This is a genomic window from Candidatus Palauibacter soopunensis (assembly GCF_947581735.1).
GTDB lineage: Bacteria > Gemmatimonadota > Gemmatimonadetes > Palauibacterales > Palauibacteraceae > Palauibacter > Palauibacter soopunensis.
Genome location: NZ_CANPVT010000040.1, coordinates 82,821 through 104,282 on the forward strand (window position 1 = coordinate 82,821; position 21,462 = coordinate 104,282).

23 protein-coding genes are annotated in these 21,462 nt (G+C 71.4%); all 23 read left to right on the forward strand.

What is annotated here, in order from left to right:
* Positions 1-6 precede the first annotated feature (6 nt).
* The 23 genes from RN901_RS11250 to RN901_RS11360 all read left to right on the forward strand — a co-directional run bounded on the left by RN901_RS11250 (position 7) and on the right by RN901_RS11360 (position 21,460).
* Positions 7-642: an NUDIX hydrolase gene (locus RN901_RS11250; RefSeq protein ID WP_310758379.1), complete on the forward strand. Its 636-nt coding sequence runs from the start codon at positions 7-9 to the stop codon at positions 640-642.
* Between the two features lie 42 nt (positions 643-684).
* Positions 685-1,341 carry a sigma-70 family RNA polymerase sigma factor gene (locus tag RN901_RS11255; RefSeq protein WP_310758380.1) on the forward strand — a complete coding sequence of 219 codons (657 nt, stop codon included), beginning with the start codon at positions 685-687 and terminating at the stop codon, positions 1,339-1,341.
* A gap of 80 nt (positions 1,342-1,421) precedes the next feature.
* Positions 1,422-1,997 carry a zf-HC2 domain-containing protein gene (locus RN901_RS11260; protein WP_310758381.1) on the forward strand — a complete coding sequence of 192 codons (576 nt, stop codon included), beginning with the start codon at positions 1,422-1,424 and terminating at the stop codon, positions 1,995-1,997.
* Between the two features lie 40 nt (positions 1,998-2,037).
* Positions 2,038-3,048 (forward strand): DNA polymerase III subunit delta, encoded by a 1,011-nt coding sequence (gene holA, locus RN901_RS11265; protein ID WP_310758382.1) that lies wholly within the window; start codon positions 2,038-2,040, stop codon positions 3,046-3,048.
* Between the two features lie 140 nt (positions 3,049-3,188).
* Complete coding sequence (locus RN901_RS11270) at positions 3,189-3,896, forward strand: SPOR domain-containing protein (RefSeq protein WP_310758383.1); 708 nt, start codon at positions 3,189-3,191, stop codon at positions 3,894-3,896.
* A 7-nt stretch (positions 3,897-3,903) separates the two neighbouring features.
* Positions 3,904-6,555 carry a DNA mismatch repair protein MutS gene (gene mutS, locus RN901_RS11275; RefSeq protein ID WP_310758384.1) on the forward strand — a complete coding sequence of 884 codons (2,652 nt, stop codon included), beginning with the start codon at positions 3,904-3,906 and terminating at the stop codon, positions 6,553-6,555.
* Positions 6,548-6,982 (forward strand): energy transducer TonB, encoded by a 435-nt coding sequence (locus RN901_RS11280; RefSeq protein WP_310758385.1) that lies wholly within the window; start codon positions 6,548-6,550, stop codon positions 6,980-6,982. Before mutS ends, RN901_RS11280 begins: the two co-directional genes overlap by 8 nt.
* A complete protein-coding gene (ddlA, locus tag RN901_RS11285; RefSeq protein ID WP_310758386.1) occupies positions 6,975-8,144 on the forward strand; it encodes a D-alanine--D-alanine ligase in 1,170 nt (389 codons plus the stop codon). Before RN901_RS11280 ends, ddlA begins: the two co-directional genes overlap by 8 nt.
* On the forward strand, positions 8,141-9,022 hold the full coding sequence (locus tag RN901_RS11290; RefSeq protein ID WP_310758387.1) for a rhomboid family intramembrane serine protease: 882 nt from the start codon (positions 8,141-8,143) through the stop codon (positions 9,020-9,022). Before ddlA ends, RN901_RS11290 begins: the two co-directional genes overlap by 4 nt.
* A gap of 177 nt (positions 9,023-9,199) precedes the next feature.
* Entirely contained in the window at positions 9,200-11,287 is a 2,088-nt protein-coding gene (gene fusA / locus RN901_RS11295) for an elongation factor G (RefSeq protein WP_310758388.1), read from the forward strand.
* A 35-nt stretch (positions 11,288-11,322) separates the two neighbouring features.
* Positions 11,323-12,075 (forward strand): YebC/PmpR family DNA-binding transcriptional regulator, encoded by a 753-nt coding sequence (locus RN901_RS11300; protein WP_310758389.1) that lies wholly within the window; start codon positions 11,323-11,325, stop codon positions 12,073-12,075.
* A 2-nt stretch (positions 12,076-12,077) separates the two neighbouring features.
* Complete coding sequence (gene ruvC, locus RN901_RS11305) at positions 12,078-12,554, forward strand: crossover junction endodeoxyribonuclease RuvC (RefSeq protein WP_310758390.1); 477 nt, start codon at positions 12,078-12,080, stop codon at positions 12,552-12,554.
* Positions 12,551-13,153, forward strand: coding sequence for a Holliday junction branch migration protein RuvA (gene ruvA / locus RN901_RS11310; RefSeq protein ID WP_310758391.1), 603 nt, complete (start codon positions 12,551-12,553; stop codon positions 13,151-13,153). Before ruvC ends, ruvA begins: the two co-directional genes overlap by 4 nt.
* Positions 13,150-14,280: a Holliday junction branch migration DNA helicase RuvB gene (gene ruvB / locus RN901_RS11315; RefSeq protein ID WP_310758392.1), complete on the forward strand. Its 1,131-nt coding sequence runs from the start codon at positions 13,150-13,152 to the stop codon at positions 14,278-14,280. The genes ruvA and ruvB overlap by 4 nt, the downstream gene beginning before the upstream one ends.
* A complete protein-coding gene (queA, locus tag RN901_RS11320) occupies positions 14,270-15,376 on the forward strand; it encodes a tRNA preQ1(34) S-adenosylmethionine ribosyltransferase-isomerase QueA (protein WP_310758393.1) in 1,107 nt (368 codons plus the stop codon). Before ruvB ends, queA begins: the two co-directional genes overlap by 11 nt.
* A gap of 24 nt (positions 15,377-15,400) precedes the next feature.
* Positions 15,401-16,603, forward strand: coding sequence for a tRNA guanosine(34) transglycosylase Tgt (gene tgt, locus RN901_RS11325; protein WP_310758394.1), 1,203 nt, complete (start codon positions 15,401-15,403; stop codon positions 16,601-16,603).
* Entirely contained in the window at positions 16,597-16,893 is a 297-nt protein-coding gene (gene yajC / locus RN901_RS11330; RefSeq protein ID WP_310758395.1) for a preprotein translocase subunit YajC, read from the forward strand. The genes tgt and yajC overlap by 7 nt, the downstream gene beginning before the upstream one ends.
* 34 nt (positions 16,894-16,927) lie before the next feature.
* Complete coding sequence (def, locus tag RN901_RS11335) at positions 16,928-17,422, forward strand: peptide deformylase (RefSeq protein WP_310758396.1); 495 nt, start codon at positions 16,928-16,930, stop codon at positions 17,420-17,422.
* A gap of 16 nt (positions 17,423-17,438) precedes the next feature.
* On the forward strand, positions 17,439-18,419 hold the full coding sequence (gene fmt / locus RN901_RS11340; RefSeq protein WP_310758397.1) for a methionyl-tRNA formyltransferase: 981 nt from the start codon (positions 17,439-17,441) through the stop codon (positions 18,417-18,419).
* Between the two features lie 16 nt (positions 18,420-18,435).
* Complete coding sequence (locus RN901_RS11345; protein ID WP_310758398.1) at positions 18,436-19,116, forward strand: thiamine phosphate synthase; 681 nt, start codon at positions 18,436-18,438, stop codon at positions 19,114-19,116.
* Between the two features lie 58 nt (positions 19,117-19,174).
* On the forward strand, positions 19,175-19,375 hold the full coding sequence (gene thiS / locus RN901_RS11350) for a sulfur carrier protein ThiS (protein WP_345782386.1): 201 nt from the start codon (positions 19,175-19,177) through the stop codon (positions 19,373-19,375).
* A gap of 1 nt (position 19,376) precedes the next feature.
* Positions 19,377-20,153, forward strand: a complete 777-nt coding sequence (locus RN901_RS11355) for a thiazole synthase (RefSeq protein WP_310758400.1) — start codon at positions 19,377-19,379, stop codon at positions 20,151-20,153.
* The gene (locus tag RN901_RS11360) at positions 20,150-21,460 is read left to right on the forward strand and encodes a transcription antitermination factor NusB (RefSeq protein WP_310758401.1); all 1,311 of its coding nucleotides are present in this window, start codon (positions 20,150-20,152) and stop codon (positions 21,458-21,460) included. The genes RN901_RS11355 and RN901_RS11360 overlap by 4 nt, the downstream gene beginning before the upstream one ends.
* Positions 21,461-21,462: the final 2 nt, after the last annotated feature.

Here is a 21,462-nt window from a genome sequence, read left to right on the forward strand (position 1 = left end):
GACGCCGTGACCGACGGCGCGCGCGAGGACGACGGGCGCGGCGGCTCGACGGGCCGCGTGGACGGAAAGCGCGTCTACTCGGGCCGCAGGATCCATGTCGAAGTGGACCGCGTGCGGTTCCCGGACGGGTCCCTCGGGCGGCTCGAACTCATCCGCCATCCCGGCGCCGCCGCGGTCGTCGCGCTGGACCTGCCCGACCCTCCCGGCGAAGCCGCCGGGGCGCCCTCGCGCGACCCCGTCGTCACGCTGGTGCGTCAATACAGGTACGCCGCCGGCGGATTCATCTGGGAGGTGCCGGCCGGGAACCTGGAGCCCGGCGAGCCTCCCGAAGCGTGCGCTCTCCGCGAACTGGAAGAGGAGGCGGGCCTGCGTGCCGGACGCCTGGAGCGGCTGGCCTCCGTGCGCACGACGCCGGGTTTCACGGACGAGGTCATCCACCTCTTCGCGGCGTGGGACCTCGAGGCGCGCGAGACGCGTCACGAGGCGAGCGAGTTCATGGATGTGCATCGGCTGCCTCTGCGCCGTACCATCGAGATGATCGATGCGGGAGAGATCAGCGACGGCAAGACGATCTGCGCGCTGACCCTCGCGGCGCGCTGGGTGGCCCGCCGGATGGATCGAATCGGCGGCACCGGGGTTTAACGCGTCGAATCGCCTGCAATGGAAGCGGCAAAAGGGAGCGGCATGGACACGAAGCCGAACCTCGAAGTGACGAGTCAATACGCGACGCCCGGTGAGATGGAAAAGCTCGGGCGCGGGGAGTTGAAGCGTCTCGAGGATGCGGAACTCGTCACTCACTACCTGGGCGGACAGCGCTTCGCGTTCAACGAGATCGCCGACCGCTATCAGGACCGCCTGCTGAATTTCATCTACCGGACCATCGGAGACCGGGACCGCGCCGAGGATCTCGTGCAGGAGACCTTCGTGCGCGTCTACCGGCACCTCCATCGGTTCGATCCGTCGCGGAAGTTCTCGACCTGGATCTATACGATCGCCAGCAACCTGGCGAAGAACGAACTGCGGAACCGGGCGCGCAACCCGCTCGTGCTCTTCCATTCGCTCCGGAAGAGTTGGGAAGCCGACCACCGGCCGCTTGAATTCGAGGACACGGCCTACCGGCCCGACGATCTGTTCCGCAAGCGGCGCGTGCGCGAACAGGTCGAGGCCGCGGTCGCGGAACTTCCCGAGCATCACCGTGTGGTATTCGTGCTGCGCGAATTGGAAGGGAAGAGCTACGAGGAGATTTCGGAGATCACGGGAGTGACGCTGGGCACCGTCAAGTCGCGCCTGAATCGGGCGCGGAACCGGTTCGCCTGCATCATCGCCCCGATGCTCGATTGAACCCCGGCGCCCGCTGGAAGGAACCCTGGCACGCGATTCAGAGTAGATGAGCCCGAATGGACGTTTTTCGTGATGGTGCAATGATGGTTTGCAAAGAGTTTATCGAGCGACACACCGAATACCATGACGGTGCGCTTGCCGCGGGCGAGCGCCGTCGTTTCGACGCGCATCTGAAGGATTGCCGGTCGTGTCGGCGTTATCAGCGGGTCCTGACTCGCGGGCTCGCCGCATGGCGGGCTCTCCCCGGCGTCACCACCTCTCCGGATTTCCTTCCCCGCCTGCAGCATCGCCTCTACCACGTCGACGAGTCTCCGAGGCGGTCCTGGCGCGGCCAGTTGGGCCGAGCCGCGGCCATCGCCGTGGCATCGGCGGGGCTCTTCACGCTCGGCGTGTCGAACGGAAGCCAGCCCCTGCTCGTCGAAGTGCAGCTTCCGCCGGTAATGGCGGACTTGCCCGCGGAAGCCGTGGCCGAGAGCCAGGGGAGCCGGTTCGCCGACGACCCGTATGTGCCCGACTGGTTCCTCGTCCCGTTCGCTCCCGCGCTCGATGACGGCGGCGGGCTGTTCGGTCAGACGTACGCGGTCCCGATCGCGACGAGGGACTCCATTCCCCTGCCGGTCGAGCGACGCACCGGCCAACTCGACGAGTCTCGCTGACCCACCGCCGCGGCCCGCGGCACGGGTCTCTCCCGGGGCCGTGAGCGCGCCCCTCGACCCGCGGCTCTCGCGAGCCCTGGGCCAAGGTCCCCCCACCGGCGCGTGGTTCCTGCACGGAGACGCGATCCGCCTGCGGGACGAAGCCGCGCACCAACTCGTCGAGGCCGCCGTCGACCCGGCCACGCGCGACTTCAATTACGACCAGTTCCACGCCGAGGACGTGACGGACGAGCAGCTCGCCGCCACCCTGGCCATGCCCCCGATGATGGCGGAACGCCGCGTCGTCTTCGTGCGCGATGTGGAGCGGCTGGGGACGAAGGCCCGCGCGGTCCTGCAGAAGGCCGCGGCGGCGGCCCCCCCCGACCTCGCCCTCATCGTCACGGCGCGCATCCCCAAGGGGTCGCGCGCGGCCTTCTACCGCGACCTCAGGAAGGTCTGCCGCACGCTGGAGTGGAATACGCCGCGGGCGGCGGAGATCCCCGGATGGATCCACGACCGGGCGCGGAACCGCTGGAAGCTCGACCTGTCGACGGCGGCGGCCCAGTGGATCGCGGGGGCCGTCGGGTCGGACCTCTCGACGCTGGACGCCGAGCTCGAGAAGCTCGCCTCGCTTCCCGCCGACCGCCGGACCGACGCGGACATCCGCGACATCGTTCCCCGGACGCATCGGATCGATCGCTGGAGCTGGCTCGATCTCGTGGCCTCGCGCGACTACGCGCGCGCCTTGCGCGAGTTGGAAAACGTGCTCACTTCGGAACGGGGGGTTGGGCTGGTCGCCGGACTTGTGGAACAGCACCTTCTGCTTGGTCTGGCCCTCGAAGCGGGACCCGCCGGCTTGCGCGCCGCTCTGTCGGAAACCGGGCGCGGCTATCTCTCCTGGAAGGCGAACGCCTACGCGAAGCAGGCGAGGGGATGGACCGTACACGAACTCGATCATGCGCTGCGGGTGCTCCACCGCGCCGACCGGCACCTCAAATCGGGGCGCGGAGACCAGGCGGCTCTCGCCGGGATGCTCCTGGAACTGGGGCAGGCGAAGCACGCCGGGAGATGACCGCGAGCCGCCGGAGCCGCGGGAGGCGCCTCCCGGGCCGTGGAAGCTGCCGCGCGTGGGCGCTGGCGCTTCTCGCCGGCGCGCCGTGCTGGGGACTTTCCGTTCCCGCCGCCGCGCAAGCCGCGCAAGCCGGTGTTCCCGTGGATCTCGACCTTCTCGAGGCGCGGATCGAGGCCGGGAGGTTCGAGGGCGCCGCGGAGGCGATCGAGAGCTGGTTCGCCGCGGAAGCGCGGAACGCGGCTCGCGGCGACGTGCTGCGTGCGCGGTACCTCCGGGCGCGCCTCCTCGCCGACCCCGACTCCGCGCGCGCGGAACTCCTCTCCGTCGCCATGGACGGTAGCTCGCGCCATGGATCCCGAGCATGGCTGCGGCTCGCGCAACTGGATCTGGCGCTCGACGAACCCTCCCGCGCGGCGGCCGATCTCGAACGCCTGCGGTCGGACCATCCCCGGAGCGCCGAGACCGTCGAGTCCTGGTATTGGACGGCGCGGACGTTCGAGGCCCGGGGCCTGATCGATCGGGCGTGCGAGGCGTGGCAGCGGGCCGCCGCGGAGGGCCGGCGCGTCGGCGCCACGGAGACCGAGCGTCTCGCGGAGGTCGCATCGCTCGGCTGCGCGCCGGGCGCCCCGCGCTTCGCGATACAGGTCGGGGCGTTCTCGCGCCGGGGTCCGGCGGAGGAGATGCGCGGACAGTTGGAAACCGCCGGCTTCTTCTCCCGCGTCGTCGAGTACGACGGCCTTCACCGCGTTCGGCTGGGCCGCTTCGCCCGTCGGGAAGCGGCGGAGAGCCTCGCGCGCCGACTCCGGGACGCGGGCTTCGAGCCGGCCGTCATCCCCATCGTCTCGTGAGACGCTGATGGCCGCGGCCACGACGGGCTCCGAGGCGTACTCGCCGCTCATCCGGCAGTACCTCGACATCAAGTCGCGCCACCCCGATTCGCTCCTCTTCTTCCGGGTCGGCGACTTCTACGAGATGTTCTTCGAGGACGCGGAGGAGGGGAGCGGCCTGCTCGGACTCACGCTCACCGCGCGGAACAACGGCGGAAAGCGGGACGTTCCTCTCGCGGGCGTCCCCGTAAAGGCCGTGGACGAGTACGTCTCGCGCCTGCTCGAGATGGGCCGCCGCGTGGCGATCTGCGAGCAGCTCGAGGACCCGGCCGAGGCCCGGGGGATCGTGCAGCGGGACGTCGTCGAGATCATCACTCCCGGCACCGTCCTCGAGGACAGGCTCCTCGCGGCGCGCCGCAACAACTACGTCATCGCGATCGCCGGGGACGCCCCGTTCGGGCTCGCCGCCGTCGACCTCTCGACCGGCGAGTTCGAGCTTCGCGAGGTGGCCGCCGCGGATCTCGGCGACGAACTCGGGCGCCTCGAGCCCGCCGAGATCGTGATCCCCGAGGAGACGGAGGCGCCGGCCGGACCCTGGCACGTGACCGCGCGGCCCGCCTGGCGCTTCGACGCTTCGCTCGGGGACGAGCGGCTCCGGGAGTGGTTCGGGGTCGCCTCCTCCACCGGCTTCGGCCTCGACGCCGCGCGCGACCCACTGCTGCTCGCGGCGAGCGGCGCCCTCCTCGGCTACCTGGCGGAGGTGCGGCCGGCCGGCCTCGACCACCTGCGGCCGCCGCGCGTGGATCGGGCGGGACGCGTCATGTACCTCGACGAGATGACCCGGCGGAACCTCGAACTCGTGGAACCCCTGCGGCCCGGCGAGGGGGTGTCGCTTCTCTCCCTCCTCGACCGCACGCGGACGCCGATGGGGGCGCGTCTGCTGCGCCGGCGCCTGCTGCGCCCGCTCGTCGTCCCCGGCGAGATCGCGGCGCGCCTCGACGCCGTGCAGGAACTTGTCGAGCGGGCGGAGGCACGCGAGCGCATCCGAAGCGCGCTCCGCCCGATCCGCGACCTGGAGCGGCTCGCCGCCCGCGTCTCCACCGGCCGGGCGGCGCCCCGGGAACTCCTCGGCCTCGGCCTCTCGCTCGACGCGCTGCCGGGGTTGGCGGCCGCCCTCGAGCGGCTGGAGGCCGGCCGGCTCGCCGAGCTTCGTTCCGGCTTCGACGCGCTCCCCGACGTCGCGGCCCGCATCGAGGAAGCCATCGACCCCGAGTCCCCCCACGCCCTGAAGGACGGAGGCGTGATTCGAAAGGGCTTCTCCGCCGACCTCGACGAGCTGCGCGGCATGCGCGGCAGCGCCGTCGAGTTCATCGCCGGCATGCAGGTGAGGGAGCGCGAGCGCACCGGCATCGACACGCTGAAGATCGGGTACAACAAGGTGTTCGGGTACTACCTCGAGGTCACGCGCTCCAAGCTCGACCGCGTTCCGGAGGAGTGGACCCGCAGGCAGACGCTCACCAACGCCGAGCGCTATCTCACGCCGGAACTCAAGGAGTGGGAAGCGAAGGTGCTCGGGGCGGACGACCAGATCGCGACGCTCGAGGCGCGGCTCTTCCACTCGGTGCGCGATGCCGTCGCCGCCGAGGTCGGGCGGATCCAGGCGACCGCCGCCCACGTCGCCGAGATCGACTTCCTCGCCTGCCTCGCCGAGGTCGCCGCCGCCGAGGACTACGTGCGCCCGCGGCTCAGCGACGACATCGTCTTCGACATCGAGGAGGGCCGGCACCCCGTCGTCGAGACCGCGGTCGCGAGGGACACGTTCATCCCGAACGACATGCGGCTGGACGACGAACGCCGCACCCTGATCGTCACCGGCCCGAACATGGCGGGGAAGTCCACGGTGCTGCGCCAGGCGGGGCTCATCGCACTCATGGCGCACATCGGTTCCTTCGTCCCGGCTCGGCGCGCCCACATCGGGGTGTGCGACCGCGTGTTCACGCGGGTGGGCGCCAGCGACAACCTCGCGGCGGGGCAGAGCACCTTCATGGTGGAGATGACGGAAACCGCGACCATCCTGCACAGCGCCACGGAGCGCTCGCTCGTCCTCCTCGACGAGATCGGGCGGGGCACGTCGACGTACGACGGTCTCTCGATCGCGTGGGCGGTGACGGAGCGGCTGCACGAATTCGGCGCGCGCACGGTGTTCGCCACGCACTACCACGAACTCGTCGGCCTCGCGGAATCACTGCCGCGCGCGGCCGCCTTCAACGTCGCCGTGCGGGAGACGGGTGAGGACATCGTCTTCCTCTACCGGCTGCAGCCGGGGGGCTCGGACCGTTCCTACGGCGTGCACGTCGCCCGGCTCGCCGGGCTGCCCCCCGACGTCGTGGGGCGCGCCGCCCGCATCCTGCACGTGCTCGAGAGCGGCCCGTGGGGCGCGGGCGGCCGCGGAGCCGCGCTCGCCGAAGCGGGGATGGGGCAACTCTCCCTCTTCGAGGCCGCCGCTCCCGGCCCGGAGGGCGGCCCGGCGCCGTCCGGCGCGCCGGGGGACGCCGAAGGCGCGGACATCGCGGCCGCGCGGGAGGTGCTCGAGAAGCTGGCCGGGCTCGAACTCGACGGGATGACGCCGCTCGAAGCGCTGAACACGCTCGCCGAATGGAAGGCGTTCGGCGATGCATAGCGCGCTTTCGTCACGGGCTGCCGGATCCGGCGTCCTTGCGGTTCTCGCCGTCCTCGCCGGCGCCGCCTCCACCGGGTGCGCGGACGAAGCGGGCCCCGAGGTCGGCGCGCTGCGCGTCGACCAGCTCCGCGAGGGGGGCCTCGTGATGCCCGTCCTCGAGTCCCGGTCCTCTTCCGCGTTCCCCTACCCGGCCGAGGCCCTGGAAGAGGGCGCGGGCGGCGAGACCCTCCTCCGCATTCGGATCTCCGACGCCGGACGCGTCGACTCCGTCGCCGTGATGACGTCGTCCGGACATGCCGTCCTCGATTCGGCCGCGGTGGAAGGCGCCCGCCTCCTCCGCTACCGGCCGGCGCGGCACCGCGGCGCCCCCACCGCCATCTGGGCGCAGCTCCCCGTCCGCTATCCCGTTCCGGCGTCCGGTGGCTGACCCCCGCCCGCGCGTCGGCGTGCTCTTCGGCGGCGAGTCCCCGGAGCACGAGGTGTCGCTCCGCTCGGCGAAGAACGTCATCGAGGCGATCGACCGCGAGCGCTACGACATCGTGCTCATCGGCATCGACCGCCGCGGCCGCTGGCATCTCGCCGACGAATCCCGCTTCCTGCGGCACGCCTCGGATCCGCGGCGCATCCGTCTCCCCGATGCCCCGGTCAGGCTCGCCCTGACCCCCGGCCGCCGCCCCCGGATCGTACCCGTCGCCCCGACCGGCTCGGAAGATCCCGGCGAGGGGCGCCCGGAGCCGGCCGAGCTTCCGGCACTGGACGTGGTCTTTCCCGTCCTGCACGGCCCCTTCGGCGAGGACGGCACCGTCCAGGGGCTCCTGCGGCTCGCGCACCTGCCGTTCGTCGGGCCCGGGATCCTCGGCTCGGCCGTATGCATGGACAAGGACGTGGCCAAGCGGCTGCTGCGCGACGCGGGCATCCCCGTCGCGCCCTTCATCACGGTCCTTTCCCGGGCCGAAGCCCCCGCCTGGGACGAGGCGGTGGCCGCCCTCGACGCCCCCATCTTCGTCAAGCCGGCGAACATGGGCTCTTCCGTCGGCGTGTCGAAGGTCGAGACGGACGCCGACTACCGGCGGGCGCTCGACGAGGCCTTCTCCTTCGACACCAAGGTGCTCCTCGAGCGGACGATCCTGGGCCGTGAGATCGAGATCTCCGTGCTCGGGAACGAGACCCCCGAAGCCTCGATTCCCGGGGAGATCGCCCCTACGCACGCCTTCTACTCCTACGAGGCCAAGTACCTGGATCACGACGGCGCGGACCTGCTCATTCCCGCGGACCTCGATGCCGAGACCACCGCGCGGGCCCGGGATATCGCGGTCCGCGCCTTCCGCACGCTATGCTGCGAGGGGATGGCGCGAGTCGACCTCTTCCTTGCGACGAGAGCCTGCGGCGCGTTGCCGGCGGGTTCGCTGGTGGTGAACGAGATCAACACTCTCCCGGGCTTCACGCGGATCAGCATGTACCCCAAGCTCTGGGATGCGACCGGCGTGTCCTACCCGGAACTCATCAACCGCCTCATCGGGCTCGCGATCGAGCGCGCGGAGCGCGACGAGCGGCTCGCCTCGGCGATCGACCTCCAGGGGGACGGATGATGAGACGGCCGGCGTACCAGACCGGCGGGGTCCGCTTCGGCCACGGCTTCCCGATGAGTCGCTGGGTCCTGCGGCTCATGATCGCAAACTTCGCGGTCTTCCTCCTGATGGCGACGCGGCTCCTGCCCGCGGGGGCGATCGACTGGCTCGGTTTCGCCGTGCCCGGCTTCCTTACGCGCCCGTGGACCCTCGTCACCTACATGTTCGTGCACGGCGGCTTCATGCACCTGTTCATGAACATGCTCGCCCTCTTCTTCTTCGGCCCGCCGCTCGAGCAGAAGTGGGGCAGCCGCTTCTTCCTCCGCTTCTACCTCGCGACCGGGCTCGGCGGGGCCGCGTTCTCCGTGCTCCTCTACTCGCTCACCGGGCCGACGATCATGGTGGGCGCCTCCGGGGCGATCTTCGGCCTCCTCGTGGCCTTCGCCCTCAACTGGCCGGACGCGAAGATCTTCCTCTACTTCGTCTTCCCCGTGCCCGCGAAATGGTTCGTGGCCGCGCTCGGCGCCTTCACCCTCCTCTCGACCGTACAGGGGTCGGCGGACGGCGTGGCGCACTGGGCGCACCTCGGCGGACTCGTGACCGGGTTCGTCTATCTCCGATACGGAGAACGCATCGGTCGCCTCGCCAACCGGATGCTCTACAAGGAGCGGCCGGCGCCCAGGCCGCGGAGGACGAAGCGTCCCGCGCCGCCCCCGCCCTCGCCCCGCCGGCGACGCCGGGTGGACGGGGACTCCCTCGATGAAGTGGACCGGATCCTCGACAAGATCCGCGCGGACGGCATGGACTCCCTCTCGGCGCGCGAGCGCGCCTTCCTCGACGAGGTGAGTCGGCAGTACAAGCAGACACAGGAGACGGAGAAGAAGACCCGCACCCACTAGGCGTTCGGCGGCCGGGTCCGGCGGCCGGGCCCGGCGGCTGGAGTTTTTCGCCGCCGGTTTCTACAATGTCCGCCCCGCGCGAGCCCCCGGCCGGGAGCGTCGCGCACGGAACGGCCCGTGGCCGGAGCAAGCGCCTGTCGCGGGTCGCCGGCCCCGGTTGCATCCCAGGAGGAGTACATGGCGCCTGCCGCCTCGGAATATCAAACGCCGAACCTTCGCAACGTCGTCTTCTTCGGGCACGGCGGGGCGGGGAAGACGACGCTCGTGGACTCCATGTGCTACATCGCCGGCGGAGCCACGCGGAAGGGCGATGTCCAGAAGGGAAACGCGCTCACCGACTTCACGCCGGAAGAGACCGGCCACAAGATCTCGATCAACCTCTCCGTCGCCCACGCCGTCCGGAACGGCGTGCGGATCAACCTCATCGACACTCCCGGTTACCTGGATTTCCTGGGCGAAGTCATGGCGGGGATCCGCGTGGCGGACGCGGGCATCTGCGTCGTCGATGCGATCTCCGGCGTCGAAGTGGGGACCGAAAAGACCTGGGCCGCCGCGGAGGCCGCGAGCCTGCCGCGCGCCGTCTTCGTCTCGATGATGGACCGGGACAACGCGGACTTCCGCAACACGCTCGGTCAGATCCGGGACGAACTCACGTCCGCCGCGATGCCGGTCCACGTCCCCATCGGGGCGGGTCCCGACTTCAGCGGCTTCGTCGACCTCCTCACGATGAAGGCCCACACCTTCAAGGGAGGGGACAAGGGGGCGGCCGGGGTGTCCGACGCGCCCGAGGACGTCGCCTCGGAGGTGGAGGACCTCAGGGAGGAACTCATCGAGGCGATCGTGTCGGGGGATGACGACCTGCTCGAAGCCTATTTCGAGGGAGAGGACCTCGATCCCGGCCGGCTCGGCGAAGTGTTCGCGGAGGCGATCCGTTCCGGCGACATCGTCCCCGTGTTCTGCGGTTCATGCCAGACGAGCGCGGGAGTGCCGGCCCTCATGGACCGCATCGTGGAGCTGTTCCCCTCGCCCGACCGCGCCGCGTCCCAGACCGCGCATGACGGGAACGGCGAAGTGTCGCTGGAGCCGGGAGCCGGGGCGCCGACCGCGGCGCTCGTGTTCAAGACGACGTCGGAACCCCACGTCGGCGACCTGAGCTATTTCCGGGTCTTCTCCGGCCGGATCACGAACGGCGTCACGCTCGCGAACCCCGACCGTTCCGCGAGCGAGCGCATCGCGCACCTCGCGATTCCGCACGGGGCGCGCCGCATCGACGTCGACGCGCTGAACCCCGGCGACATCGGGGTCGTGACGAAACTCAAGGACACGCACACCGGGGACACGCTCTGCGACAGCGGGAGCCGGCTCTCGTTCGGCGGGATCGAGTGGCCCCAACCCGATCTTTCCCTCGCCGTCACCGCCCGCACGCGGGCCGACGAGGACAAGATCGGCAGCGGCCTCGCGAAGCTGCACGAGGAAGATCCGACCTTCTCCTCCGGCTACGATCCCGAGCGGGGACAGACGATCATCCGGGGACTGGGGGAGATCCACCTCAACATCTCGCTGGAGAAGATGACCCGGAAGTACGGGGTCAACGTGGACACGCACCAGCCGAACATCGCCTACCGCGAGACGATCACGAAGACCGCGGAGGGGCAGGGGCGCCACAAGAAGCAGTCGGGCGGGCGCGGCCAGTTCGGCGACTGCCACATCCGGCTCAGCCCGCTGCCGCGCGGGGAAGGGTACAAGTTCGTCGACTCGATCAAGGGCGGCGTGATCCCGACCAAGTTCGTCCCGGCCGTGGGGAAGGGGATCGGGGAGGCCTCGAACCGGGGGGTCCTCGCCGGCTACCCGCTCGTCGACTTCCAGGCCGAGTGCTACGACGGTTCGCATCACTCCGTGGACAGCTCGGACATCGCCTTCCAGATCGCGGGATCCATCGCGTTCCAGAAGGTTGCGCGGGACGCGAACCCCGTGATCCTCGAGCCGATCATGGAGGTCGAGGTCGAGACGCCCGAGGAGTACATGGGCGAGGTGATGGGAGATCTCAACCAGCGGCGCGGCCGCGTGCTGGGCATGGACTCCAAGGGGCGGCGGCAGGTCGTGAAGGCCCACGTCCCCCAGGCCGAACTCTACAAGTACTCCGCCGCGCTGCGCTCCCTGACGCACGGAAAGGCGACGCACACGCGCAGCCTGGCTGCGTACGAGCAGGTTCCTCCGCATGTTCAGGAGAAGGTGATCGCCGAGTCGCAGCGCGACGACGACTAGAAGACGAGGACCAGGACACGAGCGGGCGGTAGCCGGTGGCGGGCCATTCGAAGTGGTCGAAGATCAAGCGCCAGAAGGCGGTAACCGACAAGGCGAAGGGGAAGCTCTTCTCCAAGCTCGGTCGCGAAATCGCCGTGGCGGCGCGGGAGGGCGGCGGAGATCCGGACTTCAATCCGCGCCTCCGGACCGCGATCGACAACGCCAAGAGCCAGCGGATGCCCGCCGACAACATCGATCGCGCGGTGCGGCGCGGGACCGGCGACCTGCCGGGCGCGAGCTTCGAAGAGGTCACGCACGAGGGCTACGCGCCGGGCGGCGCGGCGCTCTACCTCGAGTGCCTGACGGACAACCCCCGGCGCACGCTGGCCGAACTCCGGCATCTGCTCGACAAGCGGGGCGGCAACCTGGGCCAGAGCGGCTCCGTCGCGTGGATGTTCGAGCGCAAGGGCCAGATCCTCGTGCCGGCCGACGAGTGGGGCGAGGACGCGGCGCTCGACGCGGCGCTCGAGGCGGGGGCGGAGAACTTCGAGTCCGAGGACGGGATGTACGTCGTGACGACGACGGCGCCGGACTTCCACGACGTGCTGGGTGCGCTGCGCGACGCCGGTGTTCCCGTGGAGGAGGCGGAACTCGCGATGGTGCCCAGCAACACGGTGAAACTGGAGGGGCGCGACGCGGAGAAGGTGCTCGCCGTCCTGCACGCGCTCGACGAGCACGACGACGTGCTGAAGGTGAATACGAACGTGGATCTGGAGGAGGCGGAGGGGGCGGACTGGGAAGCCCCCTGAAGGTGCTCGGCGTCGACCCGGGCACGCGGGCGACCGGATACGGCTTCGTCGAAGGGCGCCGTCCGGGAGGGCCCGCGTATCGCCTCATCGAGTGCGGCGTCGTGCGGCCGCGCGGAGAGGATCTCGCCGGGCGCCTCGTGGACATCCACACCGCGGCGCTCGAACTCATCGACCGGCTCGAGCCGACGTGCGTCGCGATCGAAAGCGCCTTTCACGGACGGAACGCGCGCACCGCGCTCGTGCTCGGTCACGCGCGCGGCGTCCTCATGCTCGCGGCCGGGCTGCGGGACCTGCCGGTGCACGAGTACGCGCCGCGAGAAGTCAAGAAGCGCGTCGTGGGGACGGGCGCCGCGAGCAAGGAGCAGGTCGGCTTCATGGTCAAGCACCATCTGCGGCTCGGCGAGCCGCCGCGTCCGGCGGATGCGGCGGACGGCTGCGCCGTCGCGCTCTGCCACCTCCTCGGCGGGCCGATCCGGTGATCCGGCGTCTCCGGGGCGAACTCGTCGGGCGCGAGGAGGGCGTCGTCGAGGTCCTCACGGGCGACGGCGTCGGCTACGAGATCGGCGTGCCGCTCGGGCTCGCCGGACGCCTTCCGCCCGAGGGCTCCGAGGTCGAACTGCACACCGTCCTCGTCGTGCGCGACGACGCCTTCGAGCTGTTCGGGTTCGAGACCGCGGGCGACCGCGAACTCTTCCAGCGGCTCCGCGTCCCGAGCGGCGTGGGCCCCCGGCTCGCGCTCGCGATCCTGGGCGCGCTTCGGCCCGAGCGCGTCGTGCAGGCGATCCGGGCCAAGGACCACCGCACGCTCCAGACCGTGAGCGGCGTCGGCAAGAAGACCGCCGAGCGCATCGTGATCGAACTCACGGACAAGCTCGACGACCTCGGCGACATGGGCGACGACCCCGTGGCGGGCGGCGGGGTCGCCGCGGCGGCCGTGCAGGCGCTGCGCGGCCTCGGCTACCCGCGCTCCCAGAGCGAGAGCGCCGTCAGCCGCGCCCTGCAGGGGCTCGCGCAGGCGGGCGGGGATCCCGACGTTGCCGTCGAGGAACTCGTGCGCCGCGCGCTGCAGCACGTATGACCGCGCCGGGACCGCCGGGCCGATCCGGCGACACGCGGAACCAGGGCGACGCCGGCGCCGAAGACGAGGCCCGTCCGCGCACGGAGATCACGACGCCCGAGGTGCTCGAGGGCGACGAGCGTCCGGACGCCTCGCTGCGCCCGCGGCGGCTCGACGAGTTCATCGGGCAGGCGCGGGTCAAGGAGAGCCTCTCCGTCTTCGTGGAGGCGGCGCTCGGCCGCGAGGAAGCGCTCGACCACACCCTTTTCTACGGCCCTCCGGGCCTCGGGAAGACGACGCTCGCCCTCCTGCTCGCGGAGGAACTCGGCGTCGGGATCAAGCTCACCTCCGGTCCCGTGCTCGAGAAGCCGGGCGACCTCGCCGGCCTGCTCACGAACCTCCCGCCGCGCGGGATCCTGTTCATCGACGAGATCCACCGCCTTCGGCCCGTGATCGAGGAGTTCCTCTATCCCGCGATGGAGGACTACCGCATCGAGATCCGACTCGGCGACGGACCTCGCGTGGAGACGTTCTCGATGAAGCTCGAGCGCTTCACGCTCGTGGGCGCGACGACCCGTTTCGGGCTCCTGACCGCCCCGATGCGCGCGCGCTTCGGCGTCATCGAGCGGCTCGGCTACTACCCGGCGGACGAACTCGCGCGCATCGTCACCCGCTCCTCGAGCCTCCTCGACATCCCGATCACGCCCGGAGGGGCCGGGGAGATCGCCCGCCGCGCGCGCGGCACGCCGCGCATCGCGAACCGACTCCTGCGCCGCGTGCGCGACTACGCGCAGGTGCGGAGCGACGGCACGATCGATTCCGAGACGGCGGAGAAGGGCCTCACGCTGCTCAACGTCGACGAGTACGGCCTCGACGAGATGGACGCGCGCGTGCTGAAGGCGATCATCGAAACCTTCGACGGGGGGCCGGTGGGACTTGCCTCGCTCGCGGTCGCCGTGGGCGAGGACGCGGGGACGCTCGAGGAGGTGTACGAGCCGTACCTGATCCAGAACGGGTACATGCAGCGCACGTCACGCGGCCGCGTGGCCACCCGGAAAGCGTACGAGCGCTTCGGTTACGCCCTCCCGAGCGACGGGGAAGGGCCGGAGGGCGGGGCACAGGGTGCGCTGTTCGGCGATGGCGGATGAGCGGGCGGGCCGGACGGAGGCGTACGACTACGAGTTGCCGGCCGAGCTGATCGCGGCCCGGCCGGCCGCGCGGCGCGATGCGAGCCGCCTCCTCGTGCTGGACCGGGCGCGCGGCCGCTGCACGGACGCGGCCTTTCCCGCGCTGCTCGAGCGGCTTTCGGCCGGCGATGCCGTCGTCGTCAACGACAGCCGCGTCTTCCCGGCCCGGCTGCTGGGCCGCAAGCCGACCGGCGCCCGCGCCGAGATCCTCCTCGTCCGCCCGGAGTCCGACGCGCTCCAGCCGTTTGCCCCCTTCGACGAAACCGACACCCGCCTCTGGCGCGCCATGGTCCGCCCCGGCGGCAAGCTCAAGCCCGGCCGCACCGTGGACGTCGCGGACGGGTTCGCGGTCGAAATCCTCGACTCCGCCTCCGACGGCACCCGCCTCGTGCGGCTGGCCGGCGACGACGACCCGTGGAGCCTGATCCAGCGCCACGGCCGCGTCCCCCTCCCCCCGTACATCGTCCGCGACGAACCGGGCGGCGCGCGGCGCGCGTACGACGATGCCGAAGACCGGGAGCGCTACCAGACCGTGTACGCGGCCCCGTCCGGGAGCGTCGCCGCCCCGACGGCGGGACTTCACTTCACCCGGCAGATGCTCGCCGCGATCGAGGCCCGCGGCGTCCGTCTCGTGTCCCTCACGCTCCACGTCGGGTTCGGCACGTTCCGTCCCGTGACCGCGGACCGGATCGACGAGCACGAGGTCGCCCCCGAGGCGTACAGCTTCTCCCCCGCGGCGGCGGACGCGCTGAACGCGACGCGGGCGGGGGGCGGGCGCGTATTCGCCGTCGGCACGACTTCCTGCCGCGTGCTGGAGACGGTCGCCGCGGGCGGCCCCTTCCAGCCGGGGCGGGGATGGACGAACCTCTTCATCCGTCCCCCGTACACCTTTCGCGCCGTGGACGCTCTCGTGACGAACTTCCACCTGCCGCGCTCCAGCCTGCTCATGCTCGTCGCGGCATTCGCGGGACGGAAACTCACGCTCGAGGCCTACGCGCACGCGATCCGCGAGCGATACCGCTTCTATTCCTACGGCGACGCGATGCTCATCACATGAAACTCAGCGCATGAGAACGATCCCGTGACCGGACCCGCGGACGGCGGACGTTTCGACGTCGAGGGCACGAGCGGGCGGGCGCGCGCCGCGACGCTCCGCCTGTCGCGCGGCACGATCCACACCCCCTGCTTCATGCCGGTCGGGACGCTGGGGACGGTGAAGTCGCTCACCCCCGGAGAACTCCGCGACGCGGGGGTGGAGGTGCTGCTCGGGAACGCCTATCACCTCTACCTGAGGCCGGGCACGCGCGTGATCGAGGAACTCGGCGGACTCCACCGGTTCATGGGATGGGACGGTCCCATCCTCACCGATTCGGGCGGATTCCAGGTCTTCTCGCTCGCCCGCATCAACCGGATCGACGACGACGGCGTCACCTTCCGCAGCCACCTGGATGGGAGTAAGCACCGGCTGACGCCGGAACTCTCGATGGAGATCCAGGCCGCGATCGGCTCCGACATCCGCATGGCCTTCGACGAGTGTCCCCCGGGCGAGTCCTCTCCCGAGGCCGCGCGGGCCGCGGTCGAACGCACGCTCGCCTGGCTGGCCCGGTGCCGGGCGAGTCATGAGGCGCTGAGGGATGCGCAGCGGGATGCGCCCCCCGGAGGGGACGGGCTTCTCTTTCCCATCGTCCAGGGCGCCTCCTACGACGACCTTCGCCTCGAATCCGTCGAACGCACGCTCGCCCTGGGCGACTGGCCGGGCGTCGGGATCGGCGGACTCTCCGTGGGCGAGGAGAAGGAGGTGACGCACCGCGTGCTCGACGGCATCGAACCCGCCCTCCCCCAAGATCGGCCCCGCTACCTGATGGGCGTCGGCTATCCCGACGACGTCATCGAGGCGGTGCGGCGCGGCGTGGACATGTTCGACTGCGTGGCGCCGACCCGGAACGGGCGCAACGGCACCGCCTTCACGGCCGAGGGCCGCCTCAACATCAAGGGCGCGCGCTTCGCATCCGACCCCGCGCCGCTCGACGAGACGTGCGACTGCCCGTGCTGCGCCGGCTACAGCCGCGCCTACCTGCGGCACCTCTTCGTGAGCGGCGAACTGCTCGGCCTGCGGCTCCTCTCCCTGCACAACGTGCGCTTCCTGATCCGATTGACTTCCCGTGCGCGCGCGGCGATCCTGCGGGGCGAATACGACCGCTGGGCCGACGACTGGCTCGCCACCTACCGGCGCGGCTCCCCGCGCCCCGCGACCGAACAGGAAGGTGAGGACGGACGATGCTGATGCTGAACCTCATGGGCGCCCCCGAGGGAGGGACGGCGAATCCGGCCGCCACCATGATGATGATGTTCGGATTCATCGCCATCTTCTACTTCATCTTCTTCCGTCCGCAGCGAAAGCAGCAGAAGGAGCACGCGGAACTGGTCAAGAACCTGAAGCGGGGGGACAAGGTCTCGACGATCGGCGGCATCGTGGGCGAGATCGTCCACCTCACGAACGACATCGTCACGATCAGGAGCGGCGACACCCGAATCGAGGTCGAGCGCTCCAAGATCGGAAGAGTCAACCCGTAGCAGCCACCCTCCGTGTTCGACGCGTGGTCCGGCCGTGATCCTCGACATCCGCATCTTCGGAGACCCCGTCCTGCGGGAGAAGTGCGCCCCCGTGACGGAGATCGACGATGAGGTCCGCCGGCTCGCCGCGGATATGCAGGAGACGATGTACGACGCGGACGGGATCGGTCTCGCGGCGCCCCAGGTGGGGGTGCCGATCCGTCTCTTCGTCTACGACGTCCGCGAAGAGGGGGTCTCGCCCGGCGTCCTCGTGAACCCCGAGATCGTCGAGGAGAAGGGCGCGGTCAAGGAGGAAGAGGGGTGTCTGAGCATCCCCGGGCTGTCGGAGACCGTCGAACGGAGCGAGTCCATCGTCGCCCGCGGCCTCGGCCTGGATGGACAGCCGGTGGAGATCCGCGCCGACGGCATTCTGAGCCGCTGCATCCAGCACGAGAGGGACCACCTGGACGGGATTCTCTTCCTGGATCGCGTGAGTCCGCTCAAGCGCAAGATCCTGCTCGCGAAGTGGCGGAAACAGGAGCGGGACTGAAGCGGCTGCGGGCGGCATGAGGGTCCTGTTCTGGGGTACGCCGGAGTTCGGACTCCCCTCGCTGGAAGCGATGCGGGGGGCGGGGCACGACATCGCGGGCGTCGTCACGAACCCGGACCGGCCGGCCGGCCGCGGGAGGCGTCCGCGGACGAGTCCGGTGAAGGCGTGGGCGATCGAGGCCGGGCTCCCGGTGCTTCAGCCCGAACGGCCCGGCGAGGAGGCCTTCCTCGCCGCCGCCCGCCGCCTGCGCCCCGACATCTCCGTCGTCGCGGCGTACGGCCGTCTCCTCCCGCCGGTGGCGCTCGATCTGCCACCGCTCGGATCGCTGAACGTGCACGCGTCGCTGCTGCCCGCGCTGCGCGGCGCGGCCCCCATCAACTGGGCCATCATCCGGGGGCACCGCGAGTCCGGGGTCAGCATCCAGCGCATGGTCGCGGAACTCGATGCCGGCCCCGTGCTCGGACAGACGCGGATCCCCATCCCGGCGACGATGACGGCCGGGGAACTCTACGCGGAGGCCGCGAAGGCGGGGGGCGCACGGCTCGTCGCCGTGCTCGACGACCTGGCGTCCGGGCGGGCGGTGGAGCGGGCCCAGGACGACGCGGGCGCGACGTGGGCGCCGAAGCTCGACCGCGAGACGGCGCGCATCGACTGGTCGCGCCCCGCGGCCGAAGTCGCGAACTGGCTCCGCGGCTGCGACCCTTGGCCCGCCGCGTGGACGTCGCTGGCCGCGCCCGCCGCGCTCGCCGGGAGAACCCTGCAGTGCTTCGAACCGGGCGTCGACGGCCCCCGCCCGGACGGCGCCGACGCCGGAGGCACCCGCTCGGGGACGGCGCCCGGCACGGTCGTGCGAGCGGATCCCGTTCGGGGACTGCGCGTCGCGACGGGATCGGGCACGGTCACCGTCGGCGCCGTGAAACCGGCCGGCCGCCGCCGCATGAGCGCGGCCGAGTGGGTGCGAGGCCTCCCGGATCCGAAGGAGGTCCGCTTCGACTGAGTCACGAATCCCGCGATTGCACGTCCTCGTCTCGGAGCGGGAACTGGGCGACCCGCGCGGCCCGGGCGAGCTGACCGCGGTCGAGCGCGTGCTGGAGGGCGCGGCCCCGCTCGCGATCCATCTGCGGGCCCGGATCGGCGCCCGGCGGCTGTTCGGCGTCGCGGCCCGGCTCGCCCCCATCGCGTCCCGCGCCGGGAGTTGGCTCGTCGTGAACGGGCGGCCCGATGTGGCGCTGGCGGCGGGTGCGCGGGCCGTACAACTTGGGCGCACGGCGCTCGGAGTGGAGGAGACGCGCCGGGTGGTCCGGGCGTGCGCGGGAAGGCTCGCGATCGGGGCCTCCGTGCACGATGCGGAGGGGGCGTTGCGAGCCGCCCGGGAGGGCGCCGACTACCTCGTGCTCGGCACGATCTACGCGACGCCCTCGCACCCGGGGGTCGAGGGAAGCGGTCCCGCCGCCGTGTCCGCGGTCCGCCGCCGACTGACCGCCCACCGGCTTGCCGTTCATCGGCTGTCCGCCCGGCGTCCGCCTCCCATTCTCGCGATCGGCGGCGTCGACGCGGATCGGATCGAGGAGGTGACGGAGGCCGGGGCGCACGGCATCGTGGTGGGGAGGGCCGTGTGGTCCGCACGCGACCCGGCGCGAGCCGCGCGGGACCTCCGCAGACAACTCGACCGGCTGGACCGGCGGGATCGTTGACCGGATGCGAACGACCCGCCGGACGGACCGCGAACCGGATACGGACTTCATGGAGATCATGCAGATACAGGTGAACGGACGGGAGCGAGACATTCCCGCGGGAACGTCCGTCGCGGCGTTGCTCCGGGATCTCGGACTCGATGGACGGACGCTCGTCGTCGAACTGAACCGGCGGATCGTCCGCCCGCCCGAGGTCGAGAGCGTGCGACTGGAGGCGGGGGACCGCGTCGAACTCGTCCATTTTGTGGGAGGCGGATGAGATGGCCCCCCTCGAAATCGCCGGCCGCACGTTCGCGTCCCGGCTCATCGTCGGAACGGGGAAATACCCGAGTCCCGAGATCATGCTCGAAGCGATCCGGGCCTCCGGCGCCGACATGGTCACGGTCGCGGTGCGCCGGGTCGACATCGAGAACCCGGACCGCGACGACATCCTCCGCACGCTGAGCCCGGACGAGTTCAGCCTCCTGCCGAACACCGCCGCCTGCTACAGCGCCGAGGAGGCGATCCGCGCGGCGCGGCTGGGGCGGGCGGCGGGCATGAGCGACTGGGTGAAGCTCGAAGTCATCGGTGACTCCGACACGCTCCTCCCCCATACGGAGGAGCTGATCGAGGCCACGCGCGTGCTCGTCGCCGAGGGGTTCGTCGTGCTCCCGTACACGAACGACGATCTCATCACGGCGTTGCGGCTCGAGGAGGCCGGGGCTGCCGCCGTGATGCCGCTCGCCTCGCCGATCGGGAGCGGCCTCGGGCTCCTCAACCCGCTCAACATCCGCATCATCAAGTCCCGCCTGTCCGTGCCGGTCATCGTCGACGCCGGCGTGGGCACGGCGTCCGACGCCTGCGCGACCATGGAGCAGGGCGTGGACGGCATCCTCATGAACACGGCGATCGCGGAGGCGGAGGATCCGGTGGAGATGGCCGGCGCCATGCGGCTGGCGGTGGAAGCCGGCCGGCGCGCCTACGTCGCCGGCCGCATGCCGCGGCGTGAATGGGCGGTGCCATCGAGCCCGCTCGAGGGCGTGCCGCCGCCGGCTTGAACCCCCGCGCGGCGGCCCACCGGATTCTGGGCGAGGTGCGGCGCGGGAAGCTCTCGGACCGCGCGGCATCCCGCATCCTTCCGGCCGTGGACCCGGCCGACCGCGGACTCGCGCTGGACATCGCGTTCGGCTGCCTCCGCCTGCGCGCCCGCCTCGATGCCTGGATCGGGGTCTGCGCGGACCGGCCGCCGTCCCGCATGGACCGGGCGGTGCGCGACTGGCTTCGCATCGGCGCGTACCAGTTGACGGAGCTGCGGACGCCGGACCACGCGGCGGTGGGCGAAACCGTCGGCGCGGCGCGTTCCGCCCTGGGGCGCCGACGCGCGGGGTACGTGAACGCCGTCCTCCGGACGCTCGCGAGGCGCCGTGAGGCCGATGCCGGCGACGGTCCGGGCGCGCTTGCGGGCGACGATCCGTTTCCCGATCCGGACGTGGATCCGGTGGGACACCTGTGCTCGTGGGGTTCGCACCCGGAGTGGCTCGTCCGGCGGTGGCTCGCGCGCTGGGAGCTGGCGGACGTGCGGCGGCTCGTTGAACAGCAGAACCGGCCGCCGGACGTCGTCGTACGCATGCTGACCGGGGACGATCCGGCGCCGCCCGACGGCGTGGAACTCGAGCCGGTGCCCGGTTGGCCGCGCTCCTTCCGGCTCGAGAGGGGACTGCCGGAGACGGCGCTCTCCGGCCTGCGGGCCGTGATTCAGGACCCTGCGGCCTCCGCCGTGGTAGATTACGCAGGGGACGGGCTCGCGGAGCCCGTACTCGACGTGTGCGCGGCGCCGGGCACGAAGACCCTCGGGCTCGCCGCGGAGTACGGGGTGCGGGTCGTGGCGCTCGACATCTCGCGCCGGCGGCTGGCCCGCCTCCGCGCGCCCGCCCCCCCGCTCGGGCTGCCGGTGAGCGCGGCGGTCGCCGACGCGCCGCGGCTTACGGTCGCCGATGCCGGGACCGTGCTGGCCGACGTGCCCTGCACGGGCACCGGAGTGCTGCGGCGGCGGGCCGACGCCCGCTGGCGGCTCGGACAGCAGGGCCTCGACGACCTCGTGGCGCTGCAGCGCGAGATCGTGGACGCGTGCGCCGCGGCCGTGAGGCCGGGCGGGCTGCTCGTGTACAGCACGTGTTCGCTCGAACGCGAGGAGAACGAAGAACAGGTGGACGCCTTCCTGGACCGCAGGCCCGACTACCGGCGCGAGCCGCCGGGCGCGGACGCGCGCAGCGATTGCGTGACGCCGCGCGGCGATCTCTTCGTGCGCCCGTGGCTCACCGGCACGGACGGCGCGTACGCCGCGCGTCTGCGGCGGATCGCGTGAGA

Coding starts and splice junctions, on each gene's coding strand:
- RN901_RS11255 (WP_310758380.1), top strand. CDS start 685: ATGGACACGAAGCCGAACCTCGAAGTGACGAGTCAATACGCGACGCCC.
- queA (WP_310758393.1), top strand. CDS start 14,270: ATGGCGGATGAGCGGGCGGGCCGGACGGAGGCGTACGACTACGAGTTG.
- yajC (WP_310758395.1), top strand. CDS start 16,597: ATGCTGATGCTGAACCTCATGGGCGCCCCCGAGGGAGGGACGGCGAAT.
- RN901_RS11290 (WP_310758387.1), top strand. CDS start 8,141: ATGATGAGACGGCCGGCGTACCAGACCGGCGGGGTCCGCTTCGGCCAC.
- RN901_RS11260 (WP_310758381.1), top strand. CDS start 1,422: ATGATGGTTTGCAAAGAGTTTATCGAGCGACACACCGAATACCATGAC.
- fusA (WP_310758388.1), top strand. CDS start 9,200: ATGGCGCCTGCCGCCTCGGAATATCAAACGCCGAACCTTCGCAACGTC.
- ruvB (WP_310758392.1), top strand. CDS start 13,150: ATGACCGCGCCGGGACCGCCGGGCCGATCCGGCGACACGCGGAACCAG.
- RN901_RS11280 (WP_310758385.1), top strand. CDS start 6,548: ATGCATAGCGCGCTTTCGTCACGGGCTGCCGGATCCGGCGTCCTTGCG.
- fmt (WP_310758397.1), top strand. CDS start 17,439: ATGAGGGTCCTGTTCTGGGGTACGCCGGAGTTCGGACTCCCCTCGCTG.
- mutS (WP_310758384.1), top strand. CDS start 3,904: ATGGCCGCGGCCACGACGGGCTCCGAGGCGTACTCGCCGCTCATCCGG.
- RN901_RS11355 (WP_310758400.1), top strand. CDS start 19,377: ATGGCCCCCCTCGAAATCGCCGGCCGCACGTTCGCGTCCCGGCTCATC.
- thiS (WP_345782386.1), top strand. CDS start 19,175: ATGCAGATACAGGTGAACGGACGGGAGCGAGACATTCCCGCGGGAACG.